The organism is Streptomyces vulcanius (assembly GCF_042653945.1).
GTDB classification, from domain to species: Bacteria; Actinomycetota; Actinomycetes; order Streptomycetales; family Streptomycetaceae; genus Streptomyces; species Streptomyces mangrovi.
The window spans coordinates 95,473-110,354 of record NZ_JBHSFK010000041.1 but is presented as its reverse complement, the minus strand read 5'-3'; the positions used below and the strand labels follow the sequence as shown (position 1 = coordinate 110,354).

Here is a 14,882-nt window from a genome sequence, read left to right as displayed (position 1 = left end):
TTGGAGGCCCTCGTCCGCAACCGGCTCAAACGACTCCAGTACCGGCCCGAAACCCTCGACGGCTTCATAGCCGGCACCGGCCTCGCCCTCGGCAACCCGACCTCACCCTGACGAGCCGAAGTCAGTAGCGCGCTTGCGGCAGAGGGCGGTGGCGGCCTGGTAGAAGCAGTCGTTCAGCACCCCGGGGTGCAGCGTCTTGGTCAGATGCTGCAGCATCGTCCTCAGCGGGCGGCCGACGAGACCACGCCGGGCAGGTCCCCCAGTTCTCGGCGGATCCGCTCGAACTCCGCCGAGATCCGCTCAACGGCCCAGCCGGAGGAGGCGCCGCCGTCGTTCCAGTCCCGGTAGAGGTCTTCGAGGTAGTCCAGCCGGGCGGCCGCTTCGTTGCTGGCCACCTCGGCGGCAAATCCCGACTCCGATGACCCTAATGGTGCAGTCGGACGTGATGCCCAAGGGTTCTGTGCTGCCTGGGTGGTGCGGCAATCAGCTGTGCTGGTCGCAGTCCTTGGCCATCAAGGTCTTCGCCTGGTCACTGTCGGCGGGGATGAGCTGTACCTGGTCGATCGAATAGGCGAAGGTGTACCCAAGCGTGATCATGCTGTTCGACATCGAGATCGAGCCGGATCCCGGGTCAGTGCCTGTCTGGTCGGAGCCGTTGACGTCGTCCCAGAGCACGCTGGTCCGGCTGTCGTTGATCGTGCCGATCGAGAGAACTTGGTACTGACCCTTGTCGGTCGTGCCGTCCTTGACGATCGAGCCGTGCTTGAAGTCGTCGAGGGCCTTCGTGGTCAGCTGGCACTGCTGGTCGCCGGCGGTGACGTTGATGTATGTGATCTTGTGGCCTTCGACGGCTGCGATGCCGCCGCGCGCCCCGTCGGTGATGGAGATGTAGGCACCGTCGAAGCTGGAGGCCTGGCTGCTGCTGGGGCTCTGCGAGGAAGCAGCATCGCTGCTCCCCCCGCAGGCGGTGACCATGAGCGCGCCCCCGGCCAGAGCCGCGGCGGACACGGCGATCCTGGTCCGCGTCGCACGTGCGGTCCTGGTGGTCTTCATGGTGTTCTTCCTTTGTTTGTTCTGGATGGTCGGTTTGGGTCAGCTCTGTGGAGGCCGGGCTGGTGGCATCGGCGGAATCGCAGGCGTCTGACGCGGCGACAGCAGGATGAGGACTGCTGTCGCCGGCTTCACGACCGACAGCAGTGCCAGGAGCACCACGCCCGCCCCGACGGAGGTGTAGCGGGTGCCGCTGACGGGGCCCATGAAGTAGTTGACCGAGAAGTCCACGGCTGAAGCGGCCGGCATGAACAGCGAGATGATCGCCAGGAACGCCGCGGCGGGAAGGATGAAGGTGGCCAGCCCTCTCAGCTTGAGTCCCGAACGCGAGGTGCTCTGCCGCATCGAGCGCGCGGCGCCCAGTGCGGCCGGGGCAACGCGGCTGCCGAGGAACTCCTTGGCTCCAGAGTTCTCGACGGCCGGCACGACCTTGGTGTTGAAGAAGTCCTGAGCACCGTTGACGACCTGCTTGGCTCCGTCGGCCATCAGTTGCATCGACGGATCGCGAGGCCGGCGCTCGGGAGCGATCAGTCCGGCATGAACGGCGGCCTGGTACTCGGACATCGTCGGCTCGCGGTGATGCGTCTGCTGGAACCCGGCGGCCCACTGCTCGGCCGTGACAACGGGCGGAACCTGTGGTCGCGGCGGCACGGCCTGTGATGCTGTTGCATGGCCCTGTGCCGGCTGCTCGGGTAACCGAGGCTGATCCTCAGTCATAATCGCCCCCGCTTCCTCTCGTTCAGCCCTGCGTGTCCAGGTAGGGCTCTCTTCCAGAAACCAGCGTCTCGGCTCCGCACTTCCACACTGCATCCCCGGGACCCGGATCCCGACCACGCCCGGGAGCCGAAGCTGGCCCCCTTGAGGACCACCTGACCGACGTCCGAGCTTTCTTCTCGTACATCAGCACTTGCGAAGGCATTCACAAGTCCACTATCAGTATTCCAGATTGATGTACCGGATGTACCACCCAACGACAGAAAGCCAGTCAAAGTCGTCTGTGGATAGGTGACTTTGACTGGCTAGGACTCAGCTGTCAGGCGTCTTCTTGAAGGTTGCCGAGTCGATGCTCAGTCAGCGCCAGTGCAACCTCGGACTGATTGAGCGCATGCTCGCCGTCCTGAATGCGCCACTGAAGACGCTGCACCGGCGGGGCGTCCGCTTCCTGGAGCGCAAGGTCACCGAGCTCGCGCAGCTCCGCGTACGCACCCTGCAGCTGCTCCTCGTGGTGCGCCGACCGGACCCTGAGGCGGGCGAGTCGCTCTTTCCACCAGCTCACCCGCGACTCGCGGTCGAGCGTGGTCTTTCCTTCGAGCCAGGCACGGAGCTCGGTCTGGTCGACGTCACAGGGGAGCCCGGTAGCCAGGGGCCCCTCGGGTTCCGGCATGTCGATGGGAATGTGCGACAGCAGCACCGCGGGGGTCGTGTCGAGCGCATAGGAGATCGCGACGAGGTCGTCGACAGTCACAGGACGAGCACATCGCTCCATCTCCGCGAGGGCGTCGGCCGAGATCGGGTGATCGAGCATCCCGAGCACATAGGCCAGCTCGTCGACGGTCAGCTCGCGCAGCTGGCGGTAGTGGGTGATGGCGTCGGACACAGCAAGGGACGTGGGAAGGGATGACGGCATGCACCGATCATAGGCGCGCTCGGCGCGGCCTCCAGGTGGGTTGCCACATAGCTCTCGGCCGTCGTCACATGCGCCAGAAGAGCTACATCTCGGGGAAGAAGTTCAGGCCAGCCTTGTCGTCGCAGCTAGTACTGCGCATGCTCCGCACCATGGCACCCATCGAATCCGAGTCGACTACCTATTGAGTGGTACTCCGACTCGTGTTTCAATAGGGCACCGATAGGCATTCAGTTCACTCTACATAAGGCGGGCAACATGTTCGGGCACGACCAGAAGATAGCCTGATGGCGTTGACCGCTGCGGAGATCGCAGACATTCGGCGCTACGCCCAGGAACTGGCCGACCAGGCACCCGCACTCACCCCCGAGCAGCGGGACCGCCTGAAAGCCCTGCTCCGGCCCAAGCCGACCGAGTCGAAGCCGATCGCCGCCTAGAAGCGGCCCCCACCAGGCCGGTGTTCCAGCACGAAACCGACAGGGGCCAGTCCATCCAGCACATCGAGCGGCTGGACCAACTCCGGAGGTGGCTACAACCCATTGTGGCTGCTCGCGAGGCGCACATCATCGGCGACGACGAAGACCGCACCCAGGTCAAGGAGCTCGCTCATGGCACAGGAGAAACAGGACCGGGAGAAAAGCGGTTCGGCCTGACCACGCCCGCGCCCCGTCGAGCACGGCCCACCATGTGGCAGCCCCGGCGGGTGACGGCCTCCTCGACGTCCTCGCCGCCAACCTCCAGTTCGCCGACATCCTCGAACCGTACCGAATCGCGGATCGAACTGCGCCCTGCTCGGACGGCCGGGCACGAGCGTCACCGTGGCCAGCGTTGCGACCACCGCGCGCTGCCGGTCCAGCATCAGATCCTTCCATGCCTTGGCGGGATCTTCGGCGGTCACGATGTCCAGCAGGACACGCGCCCGCTGCAGGTGCGCCATCTGCGCCTCGACGTCAGCCAGCCCGGCCTTGATGCTGCGGGTAGCGGCCCTGAATTCGGCGGCGTCCGCATCGTCGTCATCCGCGAACTCGCCGGTCAGGGACCTGATTCGGGACCGCAAGGCAACGGCCTTAGCCCGCAGCTCCTCCGTCCTCGGTGAGGTCTCGTCGACGAGGAGGCCGACGGCGTCGGAGCGCGACAGGCGCCGGATCACGTACTCCTCGACGGTGAGGTCGATCGGTTCCGTACCGCGCGCCAGGTGCTTCGTCTTCCGGCACCGGTATAGCGGCGCCGTGAGCCCCCGCGTGCCTTTCGGCCGCCCCACGACCCGGACGTCACTGAGGCACCGCCGACGAGGCGGCCCGGCGGCTGGGCGACGGTTGGGCCCACCCGTGGCTGATCTTCGGACGGGGAATGGTGGACGCGTACGCGACCACCATGAACGCGGACTTGGTCCGCTCGCCCAGCGCACCCGAGGCTTTTGTGACGGACAGTCACAGGAGCGTCGGGAGCAGTGCCATAGCAATGACCATCGAGGTGTACAAGATCGACCAGGAGGGGCGGCGCACGGCGGTTGTCTCGCGCTACGAGGTGGGAACCGGAGACCCGGAACGCCTCCAGCCAAAGGAACTGGGCTATCCGGCGTGCATGTGTCCCCGGTGTCGGGCGCGGAAGGCGACGGTCCGGTGGCCGCCACGGACGAAGTGACGCTGTCGGCCGAGCGCGCTCGCCCAGCGGGCGGAGTACCGGGGACTGCACAAGGACTGCCGCCGGACCCGGGACATCCCACTGCCGCACTCGAACGGGATCATTCTCCTGCCGCGCTGCAAGTGCGACTGCCACTGGAACAGGTAGGCGCCCGAACAGCCCAGCGCCCTGCCGGAGTTGAGTCCCGGCAGGGCGCCGTCGTGTGCGTGGCAGGTCAGGCCCAGTCGACCTGGACGCTGTCGGGGTCGAAGTACGGCGTCCCCGGCTTCCAGCCCGGGGGGCGTCCCTGCTTGCCGGGGACCAGGGTGACCACGGCCAGCACCTTAAGGATCTTCCGCCGTCGCTCCAGGCTGTACGTCTCGCGGTACCAGGTCAGCGCGTCCTCGGGGTCGGCGGCATGGCGGCGGGCCAGCTCCGGAATGTCGATGTCATCCAGTGGGCCGGGCTCGCGGGCGGCGGCGGCCTGGCTCTGGGCGTCGGCTAGCCGCTGCTCGACGGCGGCGATGCGCTCCTTGAGCTTCCTGGACGCGGACCGGTACTCCACGGGGTCCGCCTCGTCGTCGTCCGCGAAGGCGTCCGCCAGCGCCTCCAGGCGGGCCGTCAGCGCCGCGTGACGGGCGTTCAGCTCGTCGGCGGACGGCTGTGCCAGGGCAGGCGCGGCAGGCGCTGAGAACGCGGCCCGGGCGTCCGGCCGGGCGAGGCGGGCGACAACCGTCAGCTCCACCAGGTCGTCAACCAGGTCCGCCCTGCGGCTCACATGACGCGCGTCACCTGTGGCGCAGCGGTACCGGGGGTGCTGGCCGACGCGCGAACCGCCGGGGCTGACGGTGCCTCCGCAGGGGCACAGGTAGATCCCGCTGCCCAGGTACTTGGGCGTCCGGTTGCCGTGGCCGTCGCTCAGGTGCGCGCTGCGGGCCGGGTCGCGCAAAACCGTGCGCAGTGCCTGCCACGTGGTGCGGTCGAGAATCGGCTCCCACGAGGCGGGGCCGACGGTCTCGCCTTCGAACTCGATGAGACCGACGACGCGGGCCGAGGTCATCACCTTCTTGAGGGCCGAGACCGTCCACGGGTTGCCGCGCGGGGTGGTGACCTTGCGTGCGTTCCACGCGCGGCAGACGCCTGTGAGGCTGAGGCCGGTCTCGGGGTCGGCGGTGTGCGCGAGGAGAGCATCAGCGGCCTCACGGATGAGCCTCGCCTCGCGCGGGTCGACCTGCGGCACCTGGGGAGCCTCGCCGGGGGCGTGCCGCTTGACGGCCTTGAGCCCGAACGGCCGGGGGCCGCCGGGGTGGACCCCGGCCCGGCGGTTGGTGTCCTTGCGGGCCTTCATGTTCTCGATGGCGTGACTGACGTACTGCGCGTTCACGGCCGCCAGGATACGGGCCAGCATGACGCCGGTCGGCGTGGACAGATCCAGCTGGCCGTGCGTGACGGCGTGAATCCGCTGCCCGGTCTTCTCGACGATGTCGACCAGGGGTTCAAGGTCACGCGGCTGACGGTACAGGCGGTCGGCGTGCCAGACGATCGCTGCGTCCGCCTCGCGGTCGGCGAGCATGGCCATCAGGCGCTGGAAGCCGGGGCGCGGCTTGCCGGAGTAGGCGGAGCGGTCGTTGTCGGTGAGGACCGGTGCGAGCACCGTCATGCCGAGGCTGGCGGCCAGCTTGCGGCATGCCTCCTCCTGGGCGGCGACGTTGACTCCGTCGCCGCGCGGGTCGTTGCTCAGGCGGGTGTAAATCACGGCGCGGAGCGGGGCGTTTGTGGTGGCGATCATGACTCGTCCTCGGCGTCGTAGCCACGGCACGGGGTGGTGACGAGGACTGCAACCTCGACGGTGACGCTGCAGTCGGCGCACTGGCCCAGGGAGCAGCCCGACTCCTCATGCCGGCATCCGGGAATGGGCACCACACGGTGCGGCTGGTGCTGCGCTGGCTGGTTCTTCATGATCCCCTCCTGGGCCGGTGCGGGCCGCGTTCGGCCGTACTTCTAAAATACGCCTGATTCCAGCCTCCGAGTGCGCGATGAACACCGTGGTGATCGTGGAGCTGTTGAAGGGGCTGGCCACTCCCTGGCCGCGCATCGAGTCGGACACGCACATCGTCTCGACGGGTTCGGCCCGTCCCCTGGAGGACGCGTTCCGTATCTCACAGCTCGACCTGGTGCGGTGGCTGGTACGGGACTACGGCTTCAGCGAGTTGGACGCCTACCAGTTCGCGACCCAGGCCGTGGAGTCGCCGTTGGCCAACGTGTGCGACACCAACTACACCTGTGTGGCCAAGCTCCGCAAGGAGTGGCTCCCGGCCCGCGAGACGCATCGCGGAGTGCACGCGCGGCTGCGCGAGACGGCGGCGGCGCTGAGCCGATGAACCAGCCGAACGCTCCGTCGAGCCCCCGCCCCGACCGCCGTTGGATCCTCAGAGGCGCGTTCCTCGCCGCCGTGCCGTACGCGCTGCTCCCGGCCGCGCGGGCGGGCGCCGAACCCCGGGCCGTCGACTACCCGTTCGCCGACTGGCAGCCGGCGAACCCGTCGAACCGCACGGCGGCCGACCGTCCCGCGAGCCATCGCGTCGACCGGGTGGTCATCCATGTCACGCAGACCGAGTACACCAAGACGCTCGCCGTCTTCCAGAACCCGAAGAAGAAGGTGTCGGCGCACTACGTGGTGCGTTCCGTGGACGGTCATGTGGCGCAGTGCGTGCGCGAGTCCGACATCGCCTGGCACGCGGGGAACTGGGAGTACAACACGCGCAGCGTCGGCATCGAGCACGAGGGATGGGTGGACCGTCCGGCGTACTTCACCGACGCGCTGTACGAGCGGTCCGCCCGGCTGACGGCCTCGGTGTGCGAGCGGTACGGCATTTCCAGGGACCGTGCGCACATCATCGGGCACTACGAGGTGCCGGGCACCGACCACACCGATCCGGGTCCGAACTGGGACTGGGCCCGTTACATGAGACTCGTCAATTCCGTCTGAAATCTGCCGGAACGGTTGTCGGCCTCCGCACCCGGAGTGACGATGTCCCCCAACCGAAGAGTCTCCGACCCAAGAGTCTCCAACCGCAGAGTCCCCGGCCGAAGAGTCCCCAGCCGAGGGATCCCCAGCCACAGCGTCTTCCGGGAGGGCGAGTTGCCGAACGATCCCTGGATCGCCCTGGAGCCGGGGGCCGATCCCGCCGAGCGTGTGCGGGTCCTGCGCCGGGCGCACCAGACGTTCACCGAGGCGGGGACGGTGCCGAGGCCGGTGCGGGCCGTAGTGGCCGACTCGTGGCGGCGTTCGGCGCGCGCGGGAGTCGGCCCGGACGGCACGGCGAGCGTGGAGCTGACGGACGGCGATCTCGGTGCCTACCGGTCGGAGCATCCGCTGGCCCGGGTGATGCCGTTGTTCCGGGAGCTGATGGGCACCTTCGCCGCCGACGGCGAGCATCTGCTCGCGGTGTGCGACGCGCACGGCAGGCTGCTGTGGGTCGAGGGGCACGCGGCGACACGGCGACAGGCGGGGCGGATGAACTTCGTGCCGGGTGCCCGGTGGTCGGAGACCGCGGTCGGGACGAACGCCCCGGGCACGGCGGTGGCACTGGACCGGCCGGTGCAGGTGTTCGCGGCGGAGCACTTCATCCGGCGGGTCCAGCCGTGGACGTGCGCCGCCGCCCCGGTGCACGACCCGCGCACCGGGCGGGTGCTGGGCGCGGTGGACATCACCGGCGGCAACGGCCTGGCCCACCCGCACAGCCTGGGCTTCGTCCAGGCTGTCGCCAGGGCGGCGGAGTCCCAGCTGGCGCTGCTCGCTCCCGAACGGCCGGAGGCCGGGGCGTTCGAGCTGACCGCGCTCGGCCGGGACGAGGCCCTCCTGGTCACCGGCGGCCGGACGCTCAGGCTGAGCCGTCGGCACAGCGAGATCCTGGTACTGCTGGCCCGTCACCCGGAGGGCCTGACCGGCGACGAGCTGCTGTGCGCGCTGTACGAGGCCGAGTCGGTGACCCCGGTGACGCTGCGGGCCGAACTGGCCCGGCTGCGTGGGGTGCTCGGCCCCGGGCTGCTGGCGTCCCGCCCCTACCGGCTCACCGTGCCGCTGGAGTCGGACGTGTCGGTGGTCGAGCGGCGGCTGGCGGCCGGTGCGGTCACGGGGGCCCTGACGGCGTACACCGGACCCCTGCTGCCGGCCTCGCAGGCCCCCGCGGTGGTGTGGCTCAGACAGCGCCTCGCCGACGAGCTGCGCGCCGCGCTGATCGCGGGCCGGGACCCCGACCTCCTCACGGACTGGGCGCACGCGCCGTGGGGTGAGGACGACCCCGACATATGGCGGGCGCTCGCGGCGGCGCGCCCGTCGGCCGCGGTGCGGGCGCGTCTGACGGCACTGGAGGCGGAGCTCGCGGCACCGGCCGGCTGGACTCACTTCTGAGGCATACGGGGTCCAGCGCAACGTAGTTGCAACGTCCGCGTCCATAGCCTCCCGGGCAGAGCCGTCCAACGGCGGGCGGCCCTGCTGAGGGAGGCACACCGGCATGACCCGTTACGCGGCGCCCGGCACCGAGGGCGCGATCGTCTCCTACCAGGCGCGTTACGACCACTTCATCGGCGGCGAGTACGTGCCGCCGGCCCGTGGGCAGTACTTCGAGAACCCGTCCCCCGTGAACGGGCAGCCCTTCACCGAGGTGGCACGCGGTACGGCGGAGGACGTGGAGCGGGCGCTCGACGCGGCGCACGCCGCCGCACCGGCCTGGGGGCGGCGGTCGGCGACCGAGCGCTCGGACATCCTGCTGAAGATCGCCGACCGTATGGAGGCGTATGTGGAGCCCCTCGCGGTCGCGGAGAGCTGGGAGAACGGCAAGCCGGTGCGCGAGACGCTGGCGGCGGACATCCCGCTGGCCATCGACCACTTCCGGTACTTCGCGGGAGCGGTGCGGGCGCAGGAGGGCGCGCTCAGCGAGATCGACGACGACACGGTGGCGTACCACTTCCACGAGCCGCTCGGGGTCGTCGCGCAGATCATTCCGTGGAACTTCCCGATCCTGATGGCCGCGTGGAAACTCGCCCCGGCGCTCGCGGCGGGCAACGCGGTGGTCATCAAGCCCGCCGAGCAGACCCCGGTCTCGCTGCACTACTGGATGAGCCTGGTCGCGGACCTGCTGCCGCCGGGCGTGCTGAACATCGTCAACGGCTTCGGCGAGGAGGCGGGCAAGCCGCTCGCGTCCAGCCCGCGGGTGGCGAAGGTGGCGTTCACCGGCGAGACGTCGACCGGGCGGCTGATCATGCAGTACGCCGCCGAGAACCTGAAGCCGGTGACGCTGGAGCTGGGCGGCAAGTCCCCGAACCTCTTCTTCGACGACGTGTGGGACAAGGACGACGACCTGCGCGACAAGGCCCTCGAGGGCTTCACGATGTTCGCGCTCAACCAGGGCGAGGTGTGCACCTGCCCCTCCCGCGGTCTGATCCAGCGCGGCAACTACGGCGACTTCCTTCAGGCGGCCGTCGCCCGCACCGAACTGATCAAGCCCGGGCACCCTCTCGACACCGACACGATGATCGGCGCCCAGGCGTCCGACGCGCAGCTGTCGAAGATCCTCTCCTATATCGACATCGGCCGGCAGGAGGGCGCCAAGGTCCTCACCGGCGGCGAACGTGCCGACTACGACGGTGAGTTGAAGGGCGGCTACTACGTCCAGCCGACCATCTTCGAGGGCGACAACCGGATGCGTGTCTTCCAGGAGGAGATCTTCGGCCCGGTGGTCTCGGTGGCCTCCTTCGACGACTTCGACGACGCCATCAAGATCGCCAACGACACCCTGTACGGTCTCGGGGCCGGCGTATGGACCCGTGACATCAACACGGCCTACCGCGCGGGCCGCGCCATCCAGGCGGGCCGCGTCTGGACGAACTGCTACCACGCCTACCCGGCCCACGCGGCTTTCGGCGGCTACAAGCAGTCGGGAATCGGCCGCGAGACCCACAAGATGATGCTCGAGCACTACCAGCAGACGAAGAACGTTCTTGTTTCATACAGTCCGAAGAAACTTGGGTTCTTCTAGAGCCTGAAGTCGATTGCCTGAAGGCATCGTTACACTCCAGGCAACCCGACACGATAGCTACCCAATGCAACCAGTCGGGTTCTTCTCGTTACTCTCCGGCGCCCAATGAAGTTCTACTCGGACCAGTCGCGGACCAAATTGCGCCGGAGGACGTTACCCCCACGAGCCGCCCTCTCATAGGCGCAGCGACCCGCCCGAGGCCCGGAGGCAGCGCCCGAACCGTCGAGAGAAGACAGCAGAAATGGCTGAGCAGGAAGGCCGCCGCGAAGTCAGCCCGCCCCCAAGCTCCCGGCATGGGCAAGGCCGTTGTCAGTGCCGCGTGCGATCCTCTCCCCCCGAAGCGGGCAATGCAGAGGGAGGCTGAGTGGCGACGGGACGTCCTCGGAAGGATCCGCGCGATCCGGTGTTGATCATGCGGGAAGCCGGGCTCGACCGCTGGAGCCCTATCCAGGCAGTGATAGGCTCTGGCGTTGCCGCCATGAAGCGTGCGGGAGAGAAGTGATACCGCGGCTGGGCAACATCGTTGCGGGCAGACAGGGCGGCTGCCGCTACTGTTCAGGCAGCGCGCGAACAGCCCCCTGCGTCTGCGGCGACATGGCCGGTGGAATGCTGTCGGGCCGCCGCAGCGCGACACCAGCGCCGTGCCTCCGACCACCAGTAATGCCACAACGAGCAGCATCGGAACCCCCCGTTTCCCACCCCAGCCTTCATGAATATCGGGAAAGCATCCGTCCCGGGCAGTGCATCTTCAGCCGAAGTGGTGGCGCGTTGCAGCACCGTGCATGCCTCGCGTGCTCGCCTGCGCCCCGGCAGGTGCTCCGGCTGGGAGTCGCCGGATCGGTGAGGGTACGAGTTGGCAGGTGATCCGGTAGTCGAGCAGCCGAGCTTGCGGAGAAGTCGCCAGGACTTGAGGTTGGCGATACCTTTTTCGACCAGCGCGCGGACCTTCGCAGAGCAACGAGGCGACCTGTTGATCGAGCCGGTGATCACCGCGTGGAAGGACCGGCACCGCTCGGTCAGCGGCCACCAGGGTGCCTACGACATGCGGAAGATCGTGAACGCGATCCTCTACCGGGGGTCACCATCATCCCCGACGGCCACAGCAATGTATCGGCGCCGCCTTGGACGACATCTTCTGCTGCGGCAAGAGCTGCGCCCTCAACTCCGCTGTAGGACAGGACCGCAGGTGGATCGGCCGGCAGCGGCCCGTCAATGTGTGTGCGAGCAGTTGCGTGAGAACACAGAACCCGGGCCTCTGAGGAGGTCCGGGTCCCTGCGAGGCAGTGTCATGCGGTGTCACTGCGAGCCAGCACGCGGGCCTTGGCCGACCACTCCCCCATCCTCGTGATGGCGACGGTCAGTTGGGTCACCGCGGAGGAGATCTCCCTCACCGGCTTACGGAGGTGCCGGCTCACCCGGACCATGGTGCCCGCTGAGGTGCCGAAGGAGCCGATCTGTGCCAGACCGTCCTGCGCAGCCTCATCCAGCGAGATCAGTTGCTCCAGGAACGCCTCCGTTCCCTCGCCTCGCTCGTTGGGTGGCGTCATCTCGATGAGCCCCAGCGCGGCCCGCACCCCACTGTCCAGGTTCACCATCCGCTCCCCGAACGCGGCGGCGACTATGTTCAGTTCGCCCGCGGGTGCGCTGATCATCTCCGCGTACCGGGCGACGGCGGCGAGCCGCGCGCTCGCGGGAGCGTTCGCCTGGGCCAGTTCGAGCATCTCGGTGCCAGAGCGCTCAGTCAGCACTCCGATCGTCTCGATCGTCCTCGTGATCGTCTCCATGTCAGCGGTCGTCTCGTCCAGCCCGTCCTCGATCACCGCGAAGTCGTCGAGCAGACCGGGCGAGTCCTCATCCTCCGCGTTCTCCCCATCGCCGACCTCCGAGGCGGAGGCCGGTCCGTCACCGGTCTGGAGTCCGCGCAGCACCCGTGCCGGTGTGAGGAGTTCGAAGCCGTCGCGGAGCCCCGCCTCCAGGGCGCTCTCGATCTCCTTGCACGCTCCGGCCAGATGACTGCGCGTCCGTTGGTAGCGGATGGTCCTGATCGAAGCGATGTCGAAGGGCAGTTGCCCGGCCTCCCCGATGTGGATCGTCGGCTTGCCGGTGATGTGCCGCAGCCCCAGCTCGTACATCACGTTGGGGTTGCCGCCGCTGACGTCCGCGACGACCAGGTAGGACTCGACCACGTGCCGACAGATCTGCTCATTGATGTCACCGGCGTGCGCGATGCCGTCAGCACGCACGGCGGTGATGCCGTACTTCTCGCAGGCGGGGGCGATCACCTGCTCGAAAATGCCAAGGTGGTGCTCGTACGCCTCACGCTCGGGGCTGCCGTGCGCGGCGTGCGGGTCGCCGATGGGCCCGACGACGAAACACCTCCGGGGCTGGTCGGACTCCTGCCGGAGCGTCTGTGACGTGATCATGCGGGAACCTCCGATGTGTGGGGGCGGGTGTCGTCGAGCCGAGCGACGGGCGGGGCGTCGTCCTCCAGGGGGACGGCGTACACCGGCCGCTCCTCGATGCCGAGGGTGCGCAGCAGGTACGCGGTGGGGATGCGGTAGCGTCCGCCGACCCGCAGCACGGGGCACGGGAATGCGCCGAGCCGGATCAGCTTGTACGCCGTCGCGGGGCAGATGCCGAAGGCGCGGGCGGCTGTGCGCAGATCGACGCTCAGGGGCAGGTCGAAGGCTTCCGCGAAGCCCAGCGGTGGTCCGGACCGCCCGCTCATCGCCGGGCTCCCGCGGGGCGCAGGACCAGCGTGCCGATGAGGTCTGCCTCCTCGTGGCGGCGGGCCCGGAACACCAGGTCAGGCAGGCGGGTACCGGTGCGCCGGCCGCCTTGCCGGGGGCATGGTTCAGCGAAGCGGAGCGTGGCGTACAGACCCTCGCGGCGAGGCGGGGGCGTGATGTGCAGTTCCCATCCCTCGGGCGGAAGGGCCCGTTCCTCCAAGGAGGCAGTGGCGTTACGGGACTCGGCGAAGGCGCCGACGTCGACGACGGGGACCTCGCGGGTGACGCTCTTCGCATAGGCCCACATCTGATTGACCGCCTCCTTGATCATGCGGCCGCCCGTGTCCGGACCGTCCGGGTCCGCCACGTCGAGGGCGGCGAGCACGGCCAGCACGGCCTCCGCCTCCAGGTCCGCCCGGTCGATCCGCCACAGGCGCAGGATCCGGTGCAAGTTCCGGTACAGCCCGGGGAGGGCCAGCCAGACCACGAGCAGCCGTCCGGTGCCGTCGCCATTGGGCGGCTCCCGCCGGGCCTGGGTGACTGCCTGTCGCCAGACGGCCGCGCCCAGCACCGCGTCCCGTCGCGGTCCGTAGAGCGCCCTCCTGCTTTCCTCCGGGGAGAGCAGGACCGCACAGGAGCCGACGTGCACTGTGAGGGACGGCCACGCGCCGCCGGGCAGTCCGAGGACGCCTTGGTCGATCCGGGTGAAAACGCCCCCGGGTCCGGTCGCCGTCATCTCTTCTCCTTTCCGGCCTCTTCGGGCCGGAGGTGTGCCAGTGCAGCGGCGACTCCCTCACAGGCACGTGCGAGGTCGGTCAGGGCCGACCGAACGGCCGCGTGCCACGCCATGCGGGCCGGCTGCGCTGTCCCGTTCCGACGCCGGGACCGTGCGGCGGGCGAGACGGGCGGGTGGAAGTGAATGCCGCCGTACACCGCGTGGCCGACATTCACCCCGTAGTCCGCCCACTGGCTGTCGCCCCGCTCGCGCCAGGACTGGGCCTGGTGGGGGGCCGTCACAGGGCGAGCCCGGGGCCGGTCGGCGGAGGTGGCACAGGCAGGCCGACGGTGAGACCGCCTACGACGTCCCGGCCGACGGCGGCACCCTGGTGGACGTACTGGGACAGGGGCATCCGGCTCGGGGCGTCGTCGTCCGACTGGGGCTCCGGTGTCGGCTCCTGCTCCTGCGCCGCGGCCGACCGCACGTCGTCCGGCGCGTGGCCCGGCACGCGGATCCAGCCGTAGCCGCCGAACTCCTTCACCCGTACATGGGCCCGCACGTACTGCGCGGGGTCGAGGCCCGGCCGCCCGGACCGCACGACATCCTGGTACAGCTGGTCCGACACGATGACCGCGAGGTCCGCCGCGGTGAGGGTGGCGAGTACGGCCCGGAGCTGGGGTGCGTTGACGTAGCGTGCCACGGCGACCGGGGCCGGGCCGGCGTGGCCGAGGGCGGCGTCCGCGACCACGCCCATGTCCATGGCCATCCGCAGCCTGATCCGCTGGGCGGCCGAGCGGGCATTCCGGTCCCTGAGGCGGACCGCGAGGTGATGGACGAAGGGGCCCAGCACGGCGTCCTCCGGCGTGGCCTCGGGGAGAACGGCGAACTCCAGGTCGCCCTGCGGCTGACGCTTCCAGGCGGCCCGGTCCAGCCGGGTCAGCGCCGCCGCCTCGTCCAGCATCCGGACCAGCTCTGACTGGACGGCCGCCTGCATCCGGGTGTCGAGACGGCTGTACTGCTCCACATCCGCGGCCAGGCACAGCCGGCGGTGTGCCAGGCCGTCGGGCGGCCGGGAAGGAGAGATCTCATTCATGACA

15 protein-coding genes and 4 pseudogenes are annotated in these 14,882 nt (G+C 69.1%); 7 read left to right on the top strand and 12 right to left on the bottom strand.

The genetic code is table 11. From position 1 onward, the window contains the following. Positions 1–111, top strand: a pseudogene (locus tag ACFPIH_RS56560) (IS630 family transposase); the annotation flags it as partial. 110 nt (positions 112–221) lie between these two features. Here the strand turns inward: ACFPIH_RS56560 and ACFPIH_RS43655 are convergent. From ACFPIH_RS43655 to ACFPIH_RS43640, 4 genes are all read right to left on the bottom strand, one after another. Beyond that, a complete protein-coding gene (locus ACFPIH_RS43655; RefSeq protein WP_381184044.1) occupies positions 222–395 on the bottom strand; it encodes a hypothetical protein in 174 nt (57 codons plus the stop codon). An 88-nt stretch (positions 396–483) separates the two neighbouring features. Continuing rightward, a complete protein-coding gene (locus ACFPIH_RS43650; protein WP_381184042.1) occupies positions 484–1,053 on the bottom strand; it encodes a hypothetical protein in 570 nt (189 codons plus the stop codon). Between the two features lie 39 nt (positions 1,054–1,092). Continuing rightward, positions 1,093–1,701, bottom strand: coding sequence for a hypothetical protein (locus ACFPIH_RS43645; RefSeq protein WP_381184039.1), 609 nt, complete (start codon positions 1,699–1,701; stop codon positions 1,093–1,095). A gap of 382 nt (positions 1,702–2,083) precedes the next feature. Next, complete coding sequence (locus ACFPIH_RS43640; RefSeq protein WP_381184037.1) at positions 2,084–2,647, bottom strand: DNA-binding protein; 564 nt, start codon at positions 2,645–2,647, stop codon at positions 2,084–2,086. A 314-nt stretch (positions 2,648–2,961) separates the two neighbouring features. Between ACFPIH_RS43640 and ACFPIH_RS43635 the strand changes: the two genes are divergently transcribed. Next, positions 2,962–3,111 (top strand): hypothetical protein, encoded by a 150-nt coding sequence (locus tag ACFPIH_RS43635; RefSeq protein WP_381184034.1) that lies wholly within the window; start codon positions 2,962–2,964, stop codon positions 3,109–3,111. Positions 3,112–3,203: 92 nt separating this feature from the next. On the opposite strand, the gene ACFPIH_RS43630 is transcribed toward ACFPIH_RS43635, so the two are convergent. From ACFPIH_RS43630 to ACFPIH_RS43620, 3 genes are all read right to left on the bottom strand, one after another. After that, on the bottom strand, positions 3,204–3,935 hold the full coding sequence (locus ACFPIH_RS43630) for a hypothetical protein (RefSeq protein WP_381184031.1): 732 nt from the start codon (positions 3,933–3,935) through the stop codon (positions 3,204–3,206). Between the two features lie 597 nt (positions 3,936–4,532). Then, entirely contained in the window at positions 4,533–6,086 is a 1,554-nt protein-coding gene (locus tag ACFPIH_RS43625; protein WP_381184028.1) for a recombinase family protein, read from the bottom strand. Further along, entirely contained in the window at positions 6,083–6,256 is a 174-nt protein-coding gene (locus ACFPIH_RS43620; RefSeq protein WP_381184025.1) for a hypothetical protein, read from the bottom strand. The genes ACFPIH_RS43625 and ACFPIH_RS43620 overlap by 4 nt, the downstream gene beginning before the upstream one ends. A 62-nt stretch (positions 6,257–6,318) precedes the next feature. On the opposite strand from ACFPIH_RS43620, the pseudogene ACFPIH_RS43615 reads away from it, so the two are divergent. The 4 genes and pseudogenes from ACFPIH_RS43615 to exaC form a co-directional block, all read left to right on the top strand. Continuing rightward, positions 6,319–6,678: pseudogene (locus tag ACFPIH_RS43615) on the top strand (acetamidase/formamidase family protein); the annotation flags it as partial. Next, positions 6,675–7,286 carry an N-acetylmuramoyl-L-alanine amidase gene (locus tag ACFPIH_RS43610; RefSeq protein WP_381184023.1) on the top strand — a complete coding sequence of 204 codons (612 nt, stop codon included), beginning with the start codon at positions 6,675–6,677 and terminating at the stop codon, positions 7,284–7,286. The pseudogene ACFPIH_RS43615 and the gene ACFPIH_RS43610, both read left to right, overlap by 4 nt. Before the next feature lie 153 nt (positions 7,287–7,439). Next, on the top strand, positions 7,440–8,711 hold the full coding sequence (locus tag ACFPIH_RS43605) for a GAF domain-containing protein (protein WP_381184020.1): 1,272 nt from the start codon (positions 7,440–7,442) through the stop codon (positions 8,709–8,711). Between the two features lie 103 nt (positions 8,712–8,814). Beyond that, the gene (gene exaC, locus ACFPIH_RS43600; protein ID WP_381184018.1) at positions 8,815–10,338 is read left to right on the top strand and encodes an acetaldehyde dehydrogenase ExaC; all 1,524 of its coding nucleotides are present in this window, start codon (positions 8,815–8,817) and stop codon (positions 10,336–10,338) included. Between the two features lie 867 nt (positions 10,339–11,205). On the opposite strand, the pseudogene ACFPIH_RS43595 reads toward exaC, so the two are convergent. After that, positions 11,206–11,316, bottom strand: a pseudogene (locus ACFPIH_RS43595) (IS5/IS1182 family transposase); the annotation flags it as partial. Here ACFPIH_RS43595 and ACFPIH_RS43590 point away from each other — a divergent pair. Next, positions 11,306–11,416, top strand: a pseudogene (locus ACFPIH_RS43590) (IS5/IS1182 family transposase); the annotation flags it as partial. The pseudogenes ACFPIH_RS43595 and ACFPIH_RS43590 overlap by 11 nt on opposite strands. Before the next feature lie 208 nt (positions 11,417–11,624). Here ACFPIH_RS43590 and ACFPIH_RS43585 read toward each other — a convergent pair. From ACFPIH_RS43585 to ACFPIH_RS43570, 4 genes are all read right to left on the bottom strand, one after another. Further along, the gene (locus ACFPIH_RS43585; protein ID WP_381184015.1) at positions 11,625–12,761 is read right to left on the bottom strand and encodes a hypothetical protein; all 1,137 of its coding nucleotides are present in this window, start codon (positions 12,759–12,761) and stop codon (positions 11,625–11,627) included. Continuing rightward, a complete protein-coding gene (locus tag ACFPIH_RS43580) occupies positions 12,758–13,066 on the bottom strand; it encodes a helix-turn-helix domain-containing protein (protein ID WP_381184012.1) in 309 nt (102 codons plus the stop codon). Before ACFPIH_RS43580 ends, ACFPIH_RS43585 begins: the two co-directional genes overlap by 4 nt. Then, positions 13,063–13,803: a hypothetical protein gene (locus ACFPIH_RS43575; RefSeq protein WP_381184010.1), complete on the bottom strand. Its 741-nt coding sequence runs from the start codon at positions 13,801–13,803 to the stop codon at positions 13,063–13,065. Before ACFPIH_RS43575 ends, ACFPIH_RS43580 begins: the two co-directional genes overlap by 4 nt. Before the next feature lie 277 nt (positions 13,804–14,080). After that, a complete protein-coding gene (locus ACFPIH_RS43570) occupies positions 14,081–14,878 on the bottom strand; it encodes a hypothetical protein (protein WP_381184007.1) in 798 nt (265 codons plus the stop codon). Between the last annotated feature and the right edge of the window lie 4 nt (positions 14,879–14,882).

What these genes read in the sequence shown, in the direction of transcription:
- exaC (WP_381184018.1), top strand. Translation starts at nt 8,815, where the DNA reads ATGACCCGTTACGCGGCGCCCGGCACCGAGGGCGCGATCGTCTCCTAC.
- ACFPIH_RS43585 (WP_381184015.1), bottom strand. Translation starts at nt 12,761, where the DNA reads ATGATCACGTCACAGACGCTCCGGCAGGAGTCCGACCAGCCCCGGAGG.
- ACFPIH_RS43620 (WP_381184025.1), bottom strand. Translation starts at nt 6,256, where the DNA reads ATGAAGAACCAGCCAGCGCAGCACCAGCCGCACCGTGTGGTGCCCATT.
- ACFPIH_RS43610 (WP_381184023.1), top strand. Translation starts at nt 6,675, where the DNA reads ATGAACCAGCCGAACGCTCCGTCGAGCCCCCGCCCCGACCGCCGTTGG.
- ACFPIH_RS43650 (WP_381184042.1), bottom strand. Translation starts at nt 1,053, where the DNA reads ATGAAGACCACCAGGACCGCACGTGCGACGCGGACCAGGATCGCCGTG.
- ACFPIH_RS43580 (WP_381184012.1), bottom strand. Translation starts at nt 13,066, where the DNA reads ATGAGCGGGCGGTCCGGACCACCGCTGGGCTTCGCGGAAGCCTTCGAC.
- ACFPIH_RS43575 (WP_381184010.1), bottom strand. Translation starts at nt 13,803, where the DNA reads ATGACGGCGACCGGACCCGGGGGCGTTTTCACCCGGATCGACCAAGGC.
- ACFPIH_RS43570 (WP_381184007.1), bottom strand. Translation starts at nt 14,878, where the DNA reads ATGAATGAGATCTCTCCTTCCCGGCCGCCCGACGGCCTGGCACACCGC.
- ACFPIH_RS43635 (WP_381184034.1), top strand. Translation starts at nt 2,962, where the DNA reads ATGGCGTTGACCGCTGCGGAGATCGCAGACATTCGGCGCTACGCCCAG.
- ACFPIH_RS43625 (WP_381184028.1), bottom strand. Translation starts at nt 6,086, where the DNA reads ATGATCGCCACCACAAACGCCCCGCTCCGCGCCGTGATTTACACCCGC.